The sequence below is a fragment of the Actibacterium mucosum KCTC 23349 genome, assembly GCF_000647975.1.
Taxonomy (GTDB): Bacteria; Pseudomonadota; Alphaproteobacteria; order Rhodobacterales; family Rhodobacteraceae; genus Actibacterium; species Actibacterium mucosum.
The window spans coordinates 611758-627717 of record NZ_JFKE01000001.1 but is presented as its reverse complement, the minus strand read 5'-3'; the positions used below and the strand labels follow the sequence as shown (position 1 = coordinate 627717).

Below are 15960 nucleotides of genomic sequence, written 5' to 3'. Positions count from 1 at the left end.
CCGATGTCGATTACTGCTGAAGAAAAGAATCGCCTGATCAAGGAATTCGCGACCAAGGAAGGCGACACCGGTTCGCCCGAAGTGCAGATCGCAATCCTGACCAGCCGGATCAACACCCTGACCGAGCACTTCAAGTCCCACAAGAAGGACAACCACTCGCGTCGTGGCCTGCTGAAGATGGTTGCCCAGCGTCGTAAGCTGCTGGACTATACCCGCGGCAATGACGAGGCCCGTTACCAGGACCTGATCCAACGTTTGGGCATCCGCCGTTAAGGCAGAAGTTTAACGTAGTGTTTGAAGAACCCGCCTTGTCCGAGGCGGGTTTTTTAATGTTTTGCGCCGCTCAGAACTGCGCACGCAGGGCGTCGATGTTTTGCCGCAACACCGCAAGATCGATCCCAACGGCGACAAAACCGACCCCGGCAGCGAGATAGCGTTTGGCGGCCTCGGGATCCAACGAGATGATGCCGGTGGGCACGCCCATCGCGTGAAGCCGGGCGAACGCGGTGTCGATGGTAGCCTGCACGTCGGGGTGCCCCGGATTGCCCGGATGCCCCATACTGGCCGACAGGTCCGACGGGCCGATGAACACCGCATCCACGCCGGGCGTCGCGGCGATGGCATCAAGATTGTTCAGGGCGGTTACCGACTCGACCTGTACGATCACGCAGATCTCGGTGGCGGCGGCCTGAACATAATTCGCCACCCGGCCAAACCCGGCCGCCCGCGTGGTCAGCCCCATGCCGCGCACCCCCTCGGGGGGATAACGCGTGGCGGCAACGGCGGCGGCGGCCTGTTCGGGCGTGTCGACCATGGGCACCAGCAATGTCTGCGCCCCGACATCCAGCAGCCGTTTGATCACCACCGGATCATTGGCCACCGGCCGCACCAACGCCGAAACATTCGGGTATTGCCCAATGGCCTGCAGGGCGGTCACAATCTCGGCCATGTCCACCGGCGTATGCTCGGTATCGATCAACACCCAGTCAAACCCGGCCCCGGCCAGCATCTCGGGCACGGCAAGACCCGGAATGGTATTCCACATGCCCAGCTGCTGCGTGCCGGATTTCAGCGCCGCCTTGAACAGGTTCTTGTGCATTTCCATAACTGCCCCCCTTTTTCTCGCCTCGCAGTAGAGGGCGACGCCCGAACAATGTCCAGCCAAGTGCGCCTGTTTGCGCAGCAGTGAAAAAACTTCCCTGTTCCCAACCGCCGGATTTTCCTATATGGCCCTGCCATCTGAGACGTGCTGCCCCTGACCCCGGGCACATGAAAAGGATTTGGGGTCGGCGGCAATGGGGCCGCCATGCAAACCGGAGACCCGGATAGGCCGGGAGTGCTCCGTTACAGGATACGCTGATGTTTAACGTAACAAAGAAATCAATCCAGTGGGGCGAAGACACCCTGACACTGGAAACCGGCAAGGTTGCCCGTCAGGCCGATGGGTCGGTCATTGCGACGCTGGGCGAGACCTCGGTCATGGCCAACGTGACCTTCGCCAAGGAACCCAAGCCCGGTCAGGACTTTTTCCCGCTGACCGTTCATTACCAAGAGAAATACTATGCCGCTGGTAAAGTGCCCGGCGGCTTTTTTAAGCGCGAGGCCCGTCCTTCCGAGAAGGAAACCCTGACCGCGCGTCTGATCGACCGTCCGATCCGCCCGCTGTTTGTGCCCGGCTTCAAGAACGAAGTTCTGGTAATGTGCACGGTGCTGAGCCACGATCTGGTGAATGACCCTGACATCGTCGCAATGATCGCTGCCAGCGCCGCGCTGACCATTTCGGGCGCGCCGTTCCGTGGCCCGATCGGCGGTGCCCGCGTGGGGTATGTCGATGGCGAATACGTGCTGAACCCGGCCGTGGACGACATGGACGAGCTGCGCACCAAGCCCGAACAGCGTCTGGACCTGGTTGTTGCAGGCACCAAAGACGCCGTGATGATGGTGGAATCGGAAGCCTACGAGCTGTCCGAGGCCGAGATGCTGGGCGCGGTGAACTTTGCGCATGAGCAGATCCAGCCGGTGATCGACCTGATCATCTCGTTGGCCGAAGAAAGCGCGAAAGAGCCGTTTGACTTCTCGCCCCCGGATTACAGCGACCTGTACGAGGCCGTGAAAGCCGCCGGCGAAGACAAGATGCGCGACGCCTATGCCATCAGCGACAAGCAGGAACGCGTGGCTGCTGTTGCGGCTGTGAAGGAAGCCATCATCGAAGGCCTGACCGAGGAACAGCAGGAAGACGCGAACCTTGGCTCGGCCCTGAAGAAACTGGAAAGCGGCGTTCTGCGTGGTGACGTGGTCAAGAACGGCCGCCGCATCGACGGCCGCGCGCTGGACGAGGTGCGCCCGATCGTGTGCGAAACCGGCATGCTGCCGCGGACCCACGGTTCGGCCCTGTTCACCCGTGGCGAGACGCAAGGCCTGGTTGTGACCACGCTGGGCACCGGCGACGATGAACAGATCATCGACGCGCTGCACGCAAACTTCCGGTCGAACTTCCTGCTGCATTACAACTTCCCGCCCTATTCGGTTGGTGAAGCCGGTCGCGTGGGCCCTCCGGGCCGTCGTGAGATCGGTCACGGCAAGCTGGCTTGGCGCGCGTTGCAGGCGGTTCTGCCCGCGGCAACCGACTTCCCCTATACGGTGCGCGTGGTCTCGGAAATCACCGAATCCAACGGCTCGTCGTCGATGGCGTCGGTCTGCGGTGGCTCGCTCAGCATGATGGATGCGGGTGTGCCGCTGAAATCGCCGGTGGCCGGTGTGGCCATGGGTCTGGTGCTGGAAGATGACGGCAGCTATGGCATCCTGACCGACATCCTGGGGGACGAAGACCACCTGGGCGACATGGACTTCAAAGTGGCCGGCACCGCCGATGGCATCACCAGCCTGCAGATGGACATCAAGGTTGCGGGCATCACGCCCGAGATCATGGAGAAAGCCCTGGCCCAGGCCAAGGAAGGCCGGATGCACATCCTGGGCGAGATGTCCAAATCGCTGACCGAGGCGGCCGAGTTCTCGGTCCACGCGCCGCGCATCGAGACCATGCAGGTGCCCACCGACAAGATCCGCGAAGTGATCGGCTCGGGCGGCAAGGTGATCCGCGAGATCGTGGAAGTGTCTGGCGCCAAGGTCGACATCAACGACGATGGCATCATCAAGATCGCCTCGCCCAACGGTGAGGCCATCCAGAAGGCTTACGACATGATCCACTCGATCGTGGCCGAGCCGGAAGAAGGCAAGATCTATAAGGGCAAGGTTGTGAAGATCGTCGATTTCGGCGCCTTCGTGAACTTCTTTGGCAAGCGCGACGGTCTGGTGCATGTCAGCCAGATCGAGAACCGCCGCCTGAACCACCCCTCGGACGTCCTGAAAGAGGGCCAGGAAGTGTGGGTCAAGCTGCTGGGCTTTGACGACCGCGGCAAGGTACGCCTGTCGATGAAAGTGGTCGATCAGGAAACCGGCGAGGAAGCCAAGAAGGAAGAGGCCGAATAACCCGGCCCACGCATTAGAATGCAAAAGCCCCGGTCAATCGGCCGGGGCTTTTTTATACGAAGGGCTGTTTTGAGCCCAACTTGCAATTCTTCTGCGACGCAGCGAATGTCAACTACGTGTTTTCTAGAGAGAGGACTTCGAGGGTGCGCCTAACTGTATACAGCACAATTGCATTGATTGCCGGTTCACCAGCTTTGGCAGAGGTCTGTGACAAGGTACGGCCTAGTTGGGACCCAAGCAGTGGTAGCGTGAATCGTTTTGAAGAACTGTATTTCTTCTTCACATCTCCACTGGGCGTTGGCTTAGTTTGTCTCATTGCAGTGACGCTGTACCTCAATCAACGATGGCTTTCGATCCTGTGCGCAGGAGTATTCCTTTTGACAGGTGTCTTGACTGCTGCAGTCTGGTTCTGGGTGGGAGAGGGCATCATTTATGCAGCGTTTGAAGAAGGTTGTCGTGCAGAACCCTACGTTACGATAGGTGTGCTGGGACTCTTGTCGCTTTGGCTGTTTCAGTATAGCAGGCCGCGCATCACACAGCGCCTCAATACCATTGATCTTGGTGATGATTTAGATGACGTCGAGATGCTAATGGCCATCGAAGAAGTTTTTGGCATCGAAATTGAAGACAGCGAAGCTGGGACGCTAGTATCGATGGGTGATCTCTACGAACTTGTGATTAATAAACTGAAGCTCAAGACGAATTTTGATCCAGTTTGGGCACTGGTCTGTCAAATCGCACGTGAACACTCAGGGTCGCGAGACCCAATAGACAAGCAAACTACTTTCTTTCCCAAGTTCGCGAAAGAGCGCATTGGACCTTCCAAAAACCTAGATGTTCCTAAAAACAGCGATTAGCACATCTTAGAACTCTGTTTGTTGCGAGCTCAAGTAAGCAGACCTTTAGCTCTAGGCAACGAACGACAGCTTCGTCCCGCAAACCGACCTTTCTATACACTCTCCGCGACCTGCATCAATACCGCCCACCACCCGCCTTTGACCGCGCCGGGGGGTTGGGGAAGGTTCGCCAAACCGCCGGGCTTGGGCAAGGTGGGCGTGTCGGTGAAAGGGATCAACCCGAAAACCGGGGCGTTCGGCCCGCGCTATGGAATGCGCAAGCCCCGGTCAATCGACCGGGGCTTATTTGTGCGAGGGGCTGATTTGTGTCCGTTTTGACCGATGCTGCAACGTGCGCAAATGTCTGTTGTTGAGCATCGCGCGAGATGATGTTCAGTATAAAAGGGGCAGAGCTATTAGATTGAGCGCAAATTTATGCAATGGTTACTCCAAGATTTTGAGGACACTCGAAAATTGGCTGATGCGCTTGATCGGCTTGGAATTCCGTACACTTGGCACAAATTGGTGCCATTTGTCGGCGACCTGACACCGCCTCCGGCTATCAAAGACCCGAACACGGTCGTCATGTTCGGTTCCTATACCCTATGGCGATACCCACAAGTTAACGACCTTAAGCCCGGCGTCTTCAAGATAAGACCTTTTGTCCATGAGAAGCCCTGGCATCCGTTCCTCCTGAATGGAGTGGACGCTCTTTTCCTGACGCTGCGAGAGGTTCCGGAACAACTCCCCGATGACGGGCAAAGCTGGTTTTTGCGCCCAGTTGAAGACAGCAAAGAAGAACCGGGAAAGGTTAGAATTTCAAGTGAAATCATTGACTTGGCCAACAAGATTCTCGCGCTTGAAGAGCACGAGATACCCAAGGGATCGCTTCGCCACGATACAGAATTGATGTTCACGAAACCCGTTCGCATTCTCAAAGAATGGCGGCTGTAGGTAGTCAGAGATGAGGTTGTGACTTTCTCGCTCTACAAGGAGGGATCACGCACCGTTTATCGACGTGAAATTGATGAGGATGCCTTAGAGTTTGCCAAGGAGCTGGTGATGGCAAACCCGGACTATTCTCCCGCCTACGTTATTGATGTTTGCCGAACAGACGATGGACTTAAGATGCTCGAAACGAATTGCATCAATGCAGCCGGATTCTACGAGGCCGACCTGTTAAAACTTGTGTTGTCAATCGATGCGGTTTCGCAGGGCCGCGAAAAAAGCTGACATTGGCGTCCTTGCAGCGAAATGGTACTTCGTACGCATACCAACATTTCGATGCACTCTCCGCGACCTGCACCAATACCGTCCTCCCCCCTTATTGACCGCGCCGGGGGCGGGAAAATTTGCCCAAACTGCCGGGCTTGGGAAAGGTACGTTTGTTAGTGACAGGGATCGATCCGAAAACCGGGTTGTTCGGTCCGCGCTTTGCACTGCAAAACTCCGATCAATTCGCCGGATCTTTTGTCGGAATGTCCGTGTTGCGTCCGAAGTTTCGTGTGCTGCAATCCTTGGGCTGCATGATATACACTTGAGGTTGAACTCAGCGGTATTCGTCGGAGGTTGCTTTGACGGCCAACCAAATAACTTTGCTTGTCTTGCCGGTGATCGTCTGCTTTCTGGCCCCCGGTTTCTTTCTGCACCTTAGAAGGCTCAAGAAAAGGCAGCCACCAAAAACCCACGGGCCCCACACCCCGGGTACGGGGTATGATGCAAAAGAAATTGCGCGAAGCAAGGGCAATGGCATGGCAGACGGCGGCATAGGCTGAACGGCACAGAGACCGTGGAGCGCCCCAGCGAAAGCGCGTCGTCCCATGGCGTGGGAATAGGGAGGCGTATCCAACCTGAACCAGTTCCCAAGGATTGATCGGCAACGCTGGGTGGTTTTTGTTGACGCTTTGCAATCACTATGCGCCATCTGTCATTCCATTCGTACAGCAACAAACGGATATCGAAGATCCAGACTTCATTGCTGTACGCATCGTTTCAGGGGATGCGGTAGGGCGCTATGTCGTGGAAACCTACGCAATTTCTGACGGACAATGTGGAAGCGTTCTGTAACCGCGCTTGCCGTGGTAAATCGGCCATTGGTGCGCGTGCAGAGGACTTTGGCAACCACCTGCCATGTCGCGCATGAACTCAGGCGGAGAAGTTTGCCATGAACGAAACACTTGATAGCGTGCTTGGCGCAATTGGGAACACGCCGTTGGTGCGGCTGGATCGCCTGGTGCGGCACCATGGGTGCGCGGGGACAATTTTGGCCAAGCTTGACCATCTGAACCCCGGGTTTTCAAAGAAGGACCGCGCCGCGCTGGGGGTTGTCGAGGCGGCGGAACGGGAGGGCGCTTTGCAGCCGGGGCAAACGGTTGTCGAGCTGACCAGTGGCAACATGGGCACCGGGCTTGCCATCGTTTGTGGCATCAAGGGCTATCCGTTTGTTGCCGTCATGTCGAAAGGCAACTCGCCTGAACGGGCGCGGATGATGGCGGCACTGGGGGCCGAGGTGGTCTTGGTTGATCAGTTGCCCGACAGCCGCCCCGGCGAAGTGTCCGGCGCCGATCTTGCAGAGGTTGACCGCGTTGCAACGCAGCTGACCGCCGACAAAGCGGCGTTTCGTGCTGATCAGTTCCGGCGGCGGGGCAACCCCGACGCGCATGAACACATGACCGGCCCTGAGATCTGGCGGCAGTGCGGCGGAAATCTGGACGCGTTTTGTGACTTTGTCGGATCGGGGGGAACCCTTGCCGGAACATCCAAGTTTCTTCGCGCGCAAAACCCGCAGATCAAATGCTATCCGGTTGAACCGGCGGGGGCTGCTGTTCTGGCCGGGCAGAAGGTGACGCGGGCAGAGCACCCGATTCAGGGCGGGGGCTATGTGATGGATGACCTCGACTTTCTTCGCGGTCTCGAGTGGGACGGGTTTTTGCAGATTGACGGCGACACAGCGCGCGAGATCACGCGTGATTTGGCCCGGTTGGAAGGTATCTTTGCGGGGTTCTCGGCCGGGGCCAATGTCGCGGGGGCGCTTGAACTGCTGAAAGGTCCGCACAGGGGGCAGACCGTTGCGGTTGTGATCTGCGACTCCGGTTTGAAGTACCTTTCCACCGACCTGTTTCCGTGAACCGGCGCAAACGAGTTTGTCGCAAGTGGCTGACAAAACGCGGCTGCCCTATGAGGCTTTAACGCGGTTGTGACCTGCAGATGCTTTGGTCACTGCGCATTTGCGCCTAAGCTGCCAAGCTGAACAGAGAATCGTGATCTTGGGGAGGGTTGAAATGGATTGGGATGCAATGGCGCAGCCTTGGTTGGAGGCTGCCCCCGATCTTGAGGCGTCTTTCACCGAGGTTTTCGCGGCCCTGTTTGACGCGGCAAAATTGAGACCCGGAGAAACGGTTCTGGATGTTGGCTGCGGCACCGGGCCGACATTGGCAAAGGCGGCCGCGGCCGTGGGTGAGACCGGGCGCATTGTCGGGATCGACGTGGCGCCGCCTTTGATCGCCCACGCGGCGGAACGCGTACCGGGCAACGTGGAACTGATCGTGGGCGATGCGGGAACGCATGACTATGAAACAGGCGTTTTCGACGCATTGATCGCGAATTTCGGGATCATGTTTTTCGAAGACAACGACGCTGCGTTTCGAAACTTGCGAAGGGCGATGAAACCAAACGGGCGGATGGCCGCGACCTTTTGGGCGACCCCGCCAGAGAACCCGTGGTTCTCGATGCCGCGCGGGATATTGGAGCAGAGGATCACCGACCTGCCACGCCCCGATCCGGCGGGCCCGGGCCCGATGCGGTTTGGCAACCCTTCCGGCCTTGAAGCAATTCTGGAACGGAGCGGATGGCGGCCCAGCATTCAAACGCTTGACGTGAACCTGACGCCACCCGGGCCTGCGGACCGCGTGGCGGCGCTTCATATGAAAGTGACCGTGGGCATGATGTTGAAGGGCGTAGAGGTCGACGAAAGCCAACTGGCAGAGATCAAGGGGGCGGTTGCAAAGGCCTGCGCGGCGTATCAGGGTGACGACGGAGTGCGGGTTCCGGCGCGTGTTCACGTTGTCGAGGCTGTCGCCGTTTAGGATTGGCAAATCATCCTGCCGACCTATCGTGGCACCGGCTGCAAGGTGACCGGAAACGCCATGAATACAGGAGGTTCGATGCCCGATTTTCATCTTTTTGCCAAAGGCCCTCGTCCGGTTGCCCCGTTTTCCCATGCGGTCGAGGCCGACGGATGGGTGATTTTGACCGGCCAGATGCCAACCGACCCCAACGCCCCGGACGCGCCATTACCCGACGGGGTGCAGGCACAGACCGTTCGCGTGATGGAGAACCTCGCGATCATCTTGTCCGAACTGGGCCTTGGGTTGGAACATGTCGTACAATGCCGCGCTTTTCTGACCGAGTTCGAGCGCGACTATGCCGCGTTCAACGACACGTATCAGACGTTTTTCCCCGAAGATCGCCGCCCCGCCCGCACGACGGTTGGGGTTACGGCGCTGGCTGTTGGGGCCTTGGTCGAAATCGACTGCGTCGCCAAGCGGCCCGGTTAGAATTTGCAGGTGACTTTGCCCGGGCTTCGAGGCTGGGACCGTGCAGAAATCCGCGCGGCCCTTCCAGAAAACCAATCGGTCTTTGTGTTTTGCAAGCTGCGCGTAATTGTCGAAGCGATCGCAATTTGAAGAGAGTACTCAAAGCCATGTTTGTTTGTCAGTTCAGCTCGTCCATGGGTTGGTTCCGGTTGAAAGCTCTGGCTGTTGCCATCGCGATGCTGCCGGGTTTCGCCCACGCCAATTGCGCCGAAAGGCCAACGTGGCGCGGCCAGCCGATTACACAGGAATACATCGACACCCAGGAAGACCCGGTGGTCAGGGCGCATCTGGAGATCGCTCGATACTGGGCGGGATTCTCGGTGGACAGGCAGAAATCTTTGAAACGTAAACTGATGCCACCCGCCATTTATTCACATGAGGGTGACAAGGGAGAATTTCGAAAAAAGCTGGTCGCCGGAACTTTGCTGGATGTTGTGGACGCAATTGACTTTGGCAGCGAACCTCATCGGTTTCGCCACGAGGGTATCGAAGCCTATTGGCTGAACGGATGCGTAGACGAAGCAATTCAAGTTCTGATGGGCGGGCCCGGCGCGTCGGCCGACCAATACCAGATACCGATCGCCACAAGCTCGGCTGACTTGATGTATGAACTGGCCGACAGGTTCGAAGACGACGCAAGCCGTCAACAAAAGCTGACCGTTGCCAGACTTCTTGAGAAGCCCGATGCGGCCGAGGAGATTCTGAGGGCGTATCTTGGCTATATTGAAGCCAACACGGACAAAAGCGATCTTGAAGACCATGTCGAAAGGTCGGCCATTCGGACGGCGCTCAGCCTGTTTTCGGATGGTCCGCTGGTGTTGGACAGACCCGAGTTACCGCACCAGCCTTCCCAACATGACGTTCAGGCGTATTACCGATCGTGGAACCTGATCGTTGGGTGGTCACTACTGGCCGGTCATTGCGATGCGTTCGAAACGGCCAAAAGCGAATTGCTGGTTTTTCCAGACTCTACAATTTGGTCTTTTGACGAGTTTCTCGCGGCGGCCGCCATTCGCTGCATTGTGCTGACAAACGGGTAAGGACCAAACCGCACCTAACGGGGTGCAAAAGCGCGGCTGGAGATCTGGATCGAGTTGCCGGCGGGATCCTTGGCATTGGCGAAGGTATAGCCGTCGGCCTTGAACGGCCTGCCGAAGGTCAGACCGTTGGCCTTGGCCGTTTCGCAGAACCCGGCAACGTCTTCGATGTCAAAGACCAGTTTCACCATCACCTGCCCTTCTTTTTGCCGCGCCGAGGCCGGGTGCAGCAAGATCGCGGCTCCGGGGCCTTTGGGCGTTAGCTCGACAATCCGGTCACCTTCCAACCGGGTGATGGTGAAGCCGAAATGGCGGGCATAAAACGTCGCCATCTCGTCGATCTTCTTGGTGTAAATGACCAATCGGCCCAGCGGCGTGGACATGGGTTTACCCTTCGGTTTGTGTCGCCTTTCTATAGCATGCAAACGGCTGGGTTGTCGGTTTATCACCCGGTGCCGGCTGAAGAACACTCTGCGTCCCGTTCAACCGATTTGTGCCGCCTGCCACTGCGCCTGCCCCGCCAGAGAAACGCCGTGCGAGAACACATCGAACGAGAACTCGACCGGGGTCTGACCAGCGGCGATTTTTTGTGGCAGGTCGGGGTTCACCAAGGCCGATTTACCGACCGAGACAAAATCAGCCTCGCCCGCCGACATAATGTCCCGCGCCAGTTGAGGGTCTTGCAACCCGCCATTGGCGATCACCGGCAACCCGGTGCGCATCCGCGCCAGTTTGGTCAGGCTTTCACCCTGTTTGGTACGGCTGTGATAGGTGTAACCTTTGATTTCGCTGGCAAGGTGGATAAAGGCCGCCCCGGCCAGATGCACCGCGTCAAAGATCACCGCGGCGTCTTTCAGGCCGCCCTGCCAGAAATAGTCCGGCTGCGTGGCCTTGGCCTGTGACAGGCGCACACCCGTGGCGAAATCCTGGCCTGTGACTGCGCGAATTTCGGCAATGATCTCGCATGTCAGGCGGATCCGGTTTTGCAGTGAACCACCATACGGCGCGGTGCGCGAATTGGTTTCGGGTGTCAGGAATTGATCCAGCAGATATCCGTTGGCGCAATGGACCTCGACGCCGTCGAACCCGGCGCGTTCGGCGCGAAGCGCGGCCATGACAAACCCGGCCTTTGTTTCAGCGATTTGGTGGTCTGACAGGGGGACCGGAACGGGATAGGCGCCTTGCTTGGGGCCATAACCCTGCAACATCATACCATCGGGGCGCACGGGCGAAGGCGCGTGCGGAGTATCGACAACTTGCGAAACAGCACCGGCGTGAATCAGTTGCAGGATGATTTTGCCACCCGCAGCATGCACCGCGTCGACGGTGGCTTTCCAACCATGCGCGTGGGCATCCGTGCACATGCCGGGCTGGTTGCCATAGGATTGCGCCAGGATGGTATCGGTGTAGGCACCCTCGGCGATGATCAGGCCGTAGCCACCTTGAGCGAAACGGGCATAATACGCGGCCATTTCCGATGTGGGCACGCCGTCCTCCCCTGCACTTGCGCGCGACATGGGCGCGACGACATAGCGGTTCCTGAGGGCGAGGTTGTGGATTTTACCTGCGTCGAGGGCTGGATGTTGCGTAGTTTGGCTGTTCATCGGTTCCGGCTTTCGTTTGCGATGAGGCCGAGTTAGGCCTTGCATGCAATTGCCGCAAGAATGCACATTTATGGTATATACCTACAAAAAGGTAAGTAAGGGACCCCATGGCAAACCCATCCAAAGCGGAACAGCTGTTCTGCCCAACCGAGACAGCTTTGGGCATAATCGGTGGCAAGTGGAAAGGCATGATCCTGTGGTGCCTATGCCAAGGCACGATGCGGTTCGGGCAATTGCACCGGACCATCCCCGGCATCACGCAACGCATGCTGACCAAGCAACTGCGCGACTTGGAAGAATACGACATCATCACGCGCAAGGTGTACCCGCAGGTGCCCCCGAAAGTGGAATACGCACTGAGCGCGCACGGGCAGACCCTGAAACCAATTCTTGCAAACCTAGAAGCTTGGTCTAAGGACTACCTTGAACAAAAAATTGGCCGCAACGATGCGGGCTAGACTTCTGAGGCGTCGAAAAGGGCTATGAAACCTGCAAATGTGCATGCCGTGCTGATTGCATGGAATGACAAAATCGAGGATGCACGGGCCATAGGGGCGCAGCTGCTGCCTGTTGTCGACCGATTGACAACGGTTTGGTCGGATCCCGGGCACAAAGACCAAACTGGCCCGGGTGAGTGGATCCGCACTTCGCACAAAGAATTCTTCGGCCCCAAGATGGCCGTCGCGTTAGAGGCCTGCCATGGCGATATTCTTTTGTTGGTACATGCGGACACCCATTGCGATGACTGGGCAAAACTGGTGGCTGCCTGTCGCAACGATTTTGCCAATCTGTCCGAACTTGGCGTCTGGTCACCCGTGATCCGTGATACCTATTGGCACCAAGAAGACGTTTTGGTTGGGTCGATACGCGGCCATCCGCAACTTCGGTCAATTGCGCAAACAGACGGCATCGTGACTGCGTTTGGGCCACATGTTGTTGAACGGTTGAAGGCACTCGATTGTCGCAGCAACAATCTGGGCTGGGGGATCGATCACGCCGCTGTGGCCTTTACGCGTGTCTCGAATGGTTTTGTCGTTCAAAACCAAGACGTCGTGGTACTGCACGAGTTAGGGTCCGGGTATGACAACAGCGAAGCCTCTGTTCAAATGCGCCGTTTTTTAGGTCAGCTGACACCACAAGAGCAGGACCAAATTGCAATGCTTGAAGGTTATGCGCAGCGGCAACGAGGCTACAGGCTGAACCTTCGTAAAAGGCTGAAACGAAGGCTAAGGAAGCTTCTGAAGAAGTCCTAACGGCCCACTTTTGCGCAACCCGACTTGCCAGTGTCGGCAAGTTCAGCAATCCTGCCACGCGGGAGGATCGCTGTGAGTTTTGCCGGACGCAACGTGTTGTTGGGGCTTTTGCTGGCTGTTGTGGCTGGTGTTGCGTTGTTCTTTGGGTCGTCAGCGTTTTTCCGCACCGAAGAGGTGAACAAGGCTCAGGCGCGGCTGTCGCTGCATCGCGGGTTGCTGGTGGCCGAGGTTGGGCGGTTTGCCCATCTGACGTTTGTGCTGGCACGCGACGCCCATGTGCAGCGCGCCACGCTGGGCCACGACCGCGCGGCGCTGAACAGCCGGCTGGCAGCCTTTGCCGAACAGGCCGGGCTAGAGGCGATTTACCTGATGGACATGACCGGGCTGACCATCGCGGCGTCGAATGCCGGGCAGCCGGGCACGTTTTTGGGGCAGAATTACGGGTTTCGGCCCTATTTCCGCGAGGCTGCCGCCGGCCGGCACGGCACGTTTTACGGCATCGGTGCCACAACGCGGCGGCCGGGCTATTTCATCGCTGACCCGGTGCGCGGGCCGTCGGGTGACGTGGTGGCGGTGATTGCCATCAAGATCGATCTGGGCACCTTGTCGGCGGCCTGGGCCGAAAGCGGCGAGAACGTGTTGCTGGCCAATGATGACGGCGTTGTCTTTCTGGCCTCGGACCCGGCGTGGCGGTACCGCGCCTTGCAGCCTCTGACGACGGCGCAGCGGGCCGATATTCGCGCCGGTCAGCAATTCGCCGACGAACCCCTGACGCCACTGAACTGGGACGAAACCGGCGACCAGGGCGCACGGATCGGGGCCAAGGCGTTTCTGCACGTCACCAGCGATGCGTTGCCGCATGGCTGGGTTCTGCACTACTTTGCCGACCCGCGCGCGATGTGGGTGCGCAGCTGGCTGACGGTTGTGATTGCCGCGGTGGTGGCGGCGGCCACGATCCTGATCACGCAAGCGCGGCGCAATGTGCGCATCCGCCAAGCGCTGCACAAATCCGAGGCCGAAGAGGCGGCGCTGCGCGAAGCAAACGCGCGGCTGGCTGTCGAGATCGAGGAGCGGCGCACCGCGCAGCGCCGGTTGCACCGCACGCAGGACGAGCTGGCGCGCGCCTCGCGGCTGGCGGTGTTGGGGCAATTGGCGGCCTCGGTCACGCATGAGCTGGGCCAGCCCATCGCGGCGATGAAGAACCACCTGACAGCGGCCGAGATATCGGGCCAGAGCGGCAGGATGACGGGCCGTCTGCAAGGGTTGGTGGCGCGGATGGAGGCGATCACGCGGCAGCTGAAATTCTTTGCCAGCCCCGCCGCCGACGAGGCGTTGGAGCCGGTGGACCTGAACAGCGTGGTTGACGAGGCGCGCGCGCTGCTGGCCCCCAATATCGCGACATTGGGGGTGGAGGTGCAGGTAGAGACCTCGACCGGGCCGTTGCAGGTGCATGGCAACCGGATGCGGCTGGAACAGGTGATGACCAACCTGATGCGCAACGCGCTGGACGCGATGGAGGACACCGACACGCCGCGCCGGCTGCGCGTGGGTCTGGCCGCCATCGGCGACGAGGCGACGGTGACGTTGCAGGATACCGGCACCGGGCTGCGCGGTGCCGATCTGAGCGATTTGCAGGAACCGTTCGTGACCACGCGCTCGTCCGGCCAGGGTATGGGGCTGGGCCTTGCCATTTCGGGCGAGATCCTGCGCGAACATGGCGGGCGGATGAGCGCGCGCGACCTGCCCGAGGGTGGCGCCGAGTTTCGGGTGACCCTGCCCCTGATCCAAGCCGGCAGGGAGGCCGCCGAATGAACCAGAGCCCCGCGTTTCGGGTCTTGATCGCCGATGACGACAAGGCCATGCGCGAATCCCTTGCCGAATTGCTGGACGCCGCCGAATGGAACACCGCCGCCGTGGCGCGGGCGGACTACGTGGCCGACGAGCTGACCCGGTTTCAGCCCGATGTGATCCTGTCGGATGTGCGCATGCCGGGGATGAGCGGGCTGGAACTGCTGGGCAATCTGGGGGCCGACGCGCCGCCGGTTGTGCTGATCTCGGCCCATGGCGACATTCCGATGGCCGTGCAGGCGATGCAGGATGGCGCCTATAGCTTTATCGAGAAACCATATGATCCGCGCCGGTTGCTGACCGTGCTGCGCCACGCGGCAGAACAGCGCCGGATGGCGGCCGATACGGCACGGCTGAGGGCGCGGCTGGCGCGGCTGTCGGGGCTGGACCGCATCCTGTTGGGCCAGACCGACGACATCCGCGCGTTGCGCACCGACGTGATGGACCTGACCGACACCGACGCCGCGGCGCTGTTGCTGGGCGAGACCGGGACGGGCAAGGAACTGGTGGCGCGCGCGCTGCACGATCTGGGCCCGCATGGCGCAGGGCCTTTCGTAGCGCTGAACTGTGCCGCGCTGCCCGCTGACCGGTTCGAGGCCGAGATGTTTGGCCGTGCCGATGGCCCGCGCGGGCATCTGGCCGCGGCCGAGGGCGGCACGCTGTTTCTGGACGAGGTCTGCGCCTGTCCGATGGATTTGCAGGCCAAGCTGCTGCGCGCGCTGGAAACCCGCGAGTTCACGCCGCTGGGCCAATCGACACCGGTGCCGGCGCGGTTCCGGCTGGTCTCGGCCTCGAACGAGGACCCCGACGCGGCGGTGGCTGCCGGGCGGTTCCGGGCCGACCTTTTGTACCGGATCAACACGGTGGTTCTGTCGCTGCCCACGCTCAGGCAACGGCGCGATGACCTGCCGCTGTTGTTTGACCATTTCGCCGCCGAATACGCCCGCATCTACGAGGTGGCCCCGCCCGAGCGCACGCAGGACGACACCACCGCGCTGATGGCCCATGACTGGCCCGGCAATGTGCGCGAGCTGCGCCATGTGGCCGAACGCCGGGTGCTGGCGGCGCGGCGGGGGCGCGGCTCGGTCGCCGAGGCGATCCGCGCCGATCAGGGCATCAGCGACGTGCCCGATACGCTGCGCGAGGCCGTGGCCGCCTTTGAACGCGAGCTGGTCGCGCGCGCCATTCGCAGCCACCAGGGCCGCATGGACGCGGTGGCCGAGGCGCTGGGCATCGGGCGGCGGACATTGAACGAGAAGGTGGTGAAGCTGGGCCTGGACAAAGAGGCGTTGTTGTAG

General features: G+C 59.8%; 16 protein-coding genes. 13 read left to right on the top strand and 3 right to left on the bottom strand.

Going from position 1 to position 15960, the window contains the following annotated elements; translation table 11 throughout:
- The first annotated feature begins 3 nt into the window (after positions 1-3).
- Positions 4-273 (top strand): 30S ribosomal protein S15, encoded by a 270-nt coding sequence (gene rpsO / locus ACMU_RS03070; protein ID WP_035255889.1) that lies wholly within the window; start codon positions 4-6, stop codon positions 271-273.
- Positions 274-343: 70 nt separating this feature from the next.
- Here rpsO and ACMU_RS03065 read toward each other — a convergent pair whose 3' ends face one another.
- On the bottom strand, positions 344-1105 hold the full coding sequence (locus tag ACMU_RS03065) for an HpcH/HpaI aldolase family protein (RefSeq protein WP_035255887.1): 762 nt from the start codon (positions 1103-1105) through the stop codon (positions 344-346).
- Between the two features lie 254 nt (positions 1106-1359).
- Here ACMU_RS03065 and pnp point away from each other — a divergent pair, with 254 nt between their 5' ends.
- From pnp to ACMU_RS03030, 8 genes are all read left to right on the top strand, one after another.
- On the top strand, positions 1360-3489 hold the full coding sequence (pnp, locus tag ACMU_RS03060) for a polyribonucleotide nucleotidyltransferase (RefSeq protein ID WP_035255886.1): 2130 nt from the start codon (positions 1360-1362) through the stop codon (positions 3487-3489).
- Between the two features lie 143 nt (positions 3490-3632).
- On the top strand, positions 3633-4346 hold the full coding sequence (locus ACMU_RS03055; protein WP_152544485.1) for an acyl carrier protein: 714 nt from the start codon (positions 3633-3635) through the stop codon (positions 4344-4346).
- Positions 4347-4799: 453 nt separating this feature from the next.
- Complete coding sequence (locus ACMU_RS19680; protein WP_236626177.1) at positions 4800-5279, top strand: hypothetical protein; 480 nt, start codon at positions 4800-4802, stop codon at positions 5277-5279.
- An 18-nt stretch (positions 5280-5297) separates the two neighbouring features.
- Positions 5298-5558 carry an ATP-grasp domain-containing protein gene (locus ACMU_RS19675; protein WP_236626176.1) on the top strand — a complete coding sequence of 87 codons (261 nt, stop codon included), beginning with the start codon at positions 5298-5300 and terminating at the stop codon, positions 5556-5558.
- A gap of 931 nt (positions 5559-6489) precedes the next feature.
- Positions 6490-7452 (top strand): PLP-dependent cysteine synthase family protein, encoded by a 963-nt coding sequence (locus tag ACMU_RS03045; RefSeq protein ID WP_035255883.1) that lies wholly within the window; start codon positions 6490-6492, stop codon positions 7450-7452.
- 154 nt (positions 7453-7606) lie between these two features.
- Entirely contained in the window at positions 7607-8410 is an 804-nt protein-coding gene (locus ACMU_RS03040) for a class I SAM-dependent methyltransferase (RefSeq protein WP_051587842.1), read from the top strand.
- Positions 8411-8488: 78 nt separating this feature from the next.
- Complete coding sequence (locus ACMU_RS03035; RefSeq protein ID WP_035255881.1) at positions 8489-8881, top strand: RidA family protein; 393 nt, start codon at positions 8489-8491, stop codon at positions 8879-8881.
- An 89-nt stretch (positions 8882-8970) separates the two neighbouring features.
- Entirely contained in the window at positions 8971-9960 is a 990-nt protein-coding gene (locus ACMU_RS03030) for a hypothetical protein (RefSeq protein ID WP_152544484.1), read from the top strand.
- A gap of 14 nt (positions 9961-9974) precedes the next feature.
- On the opposite strand, the gene ACMU_RS03025 is transcribed toward ACMU_RS03030, so the two are convergent.
- Positions 9975-10340: a VOC family protein gene (locus ACMU_RS03025; RefSeq protein WP_035255879.1), complete on the bottom strand. Its 366-nt coding sequence runs from the start codon at positions 10338-10340 to the stop codon at positions 9975-9977.
- A gap of 99 nt (positions 10341-10439) precedes the next feature.
- Complete coding sequence (locus ACMU_RS03020) at positions 10440-11561, bottom strand: oxidoreductase (protein ID WP_035255877.1); 1122 nt, start codon at positions 11559-11561, stop codon at positions 10440-10442.
- 107 nt (positions 11562-11668) lie between these two features.
- Between ACMU_RS03020 and ACMU_RS03015 the strand changes: the two genes are divergently transcribed.
- From ACMU_RS03015 to ACMU_RS03000, 4 genes are all read left to right on the top strand, one after another.
- Positions 11669-12019 (top strand): winged helix-turn-helix transcriptional regulator, encoded by a 351-nt coding sequence (locus ACMU_RS03015; RefSeq protein ID WP_035255876.1) that lies wholly within the window; start codon positions 11669-11671, stop codon positions 12017-12019.
- Positions 12020-12043: 24 nt separating this feature from the next.
- Entirely contained in the window at positions 12044-12814 is a 771-nt protein-coding gene (locus ACMU_RS03010) for a hypothetical protein (RefSeq protein WP_035255874.1), read from the top strand.
- 72 nt (positions 12815-12886) lie between these two features.
- Positions 12887-14626: an ATP-binding protein gene (locus ACMU_RS03005; protein ID WP_081805362.1), complete on the top strand. Its 1740-nt coding sequence runs from the start codon at positions 12887-12889 to the stop codon at positions 14624-14626.
- Positions 14623-15960: a sigma-54-dependent transcriptional regulator gene (locus tag ACMU_RS03000; protein WP_035255873.1), complete on the top strand. Its 1338-nt coding sequence runs from the start codon at positions 14623-14625 to the stop codon at positions 15958-15960. The genes ACMU_RS03005 and ACMU_RS03000 overlap by 4 nt, the downstream gene beginning before the upstream one ends.

Coding starts and splice junctions, on each gene's coding strand:
- rpsO (WP_035255889.1), top strand. CDS start 4: ATGTCGATTACTGCTGAAGAAAAGAATCGCCTGATCAAGGAATTCGCG.
- ACMU_RS03065 (WP_035255887.1), bottom strand. CDS start 1,105: ATGGAAATGCACAAGAACCTGTTCAAGGCGGCGCTGAAATCCGGCACG.
- pnp (WP_035255886.1), top strand. CDS start 1,360: ATGTTTAACGTAACAAAGAAATCAATCCAGTGGGGCGAAGACACCCTG.
- ACMU_RS03045 (WP_035255883.1), top strand. CDS start 6,490: ATGAACGAAACACTTGATAGCGTGCTTGGCGCAATTGGGAACACGCCG.
- ACMU_RS03040 (WP_051587842.1), top strand. CDS start 7,607: ATGGATTGGGATGCAATGGCGCAGCCTTGGTTGGAGGCTGCCCCCGAT.
- ACMU_RS03035 (WP_035255881.1), top strand. CDS start 8,489: ATGCCCGATTTTCATCTTTTTGCCAAAGGCCCTCGTCCGGTTGCCCCG.
- ACMU_RS03025 (WP_035255879.1), bottom strand. CDS start 10,340: ATGTCCACGCCGCTGGGCCGATTGGTCATTTACACCAAGAAGATCGAC.
- ACMU_RS03020 (WP_035255877.1), bottom strand. CDS start 11,561: ATGAACAGCCAAACTACGCAACATCCAGCCCTCGACGCAGGTAAAATC.
- ACMU_RS03015 (WP_035255876.1), top strand. CDS start 11,669: ATGGCAAACCCATCCAAAGCGGAACAGCTGTTCTGCCCAACCGAGACA.
- ACMU_RS03010 (WP_035255874.1), top strand. CDS start 12,044: ATGAAACCTGCAAATGTGCATGCCGTGCTGATTGCATGGAATGACAAA.
- ACMU_RS03000 (WP_035255873.1), top strand. CDS start 14,623: ATGAACCAGAGCCCCGCGTTTCGGGTCTTGATCGCCGATGACGACAAG.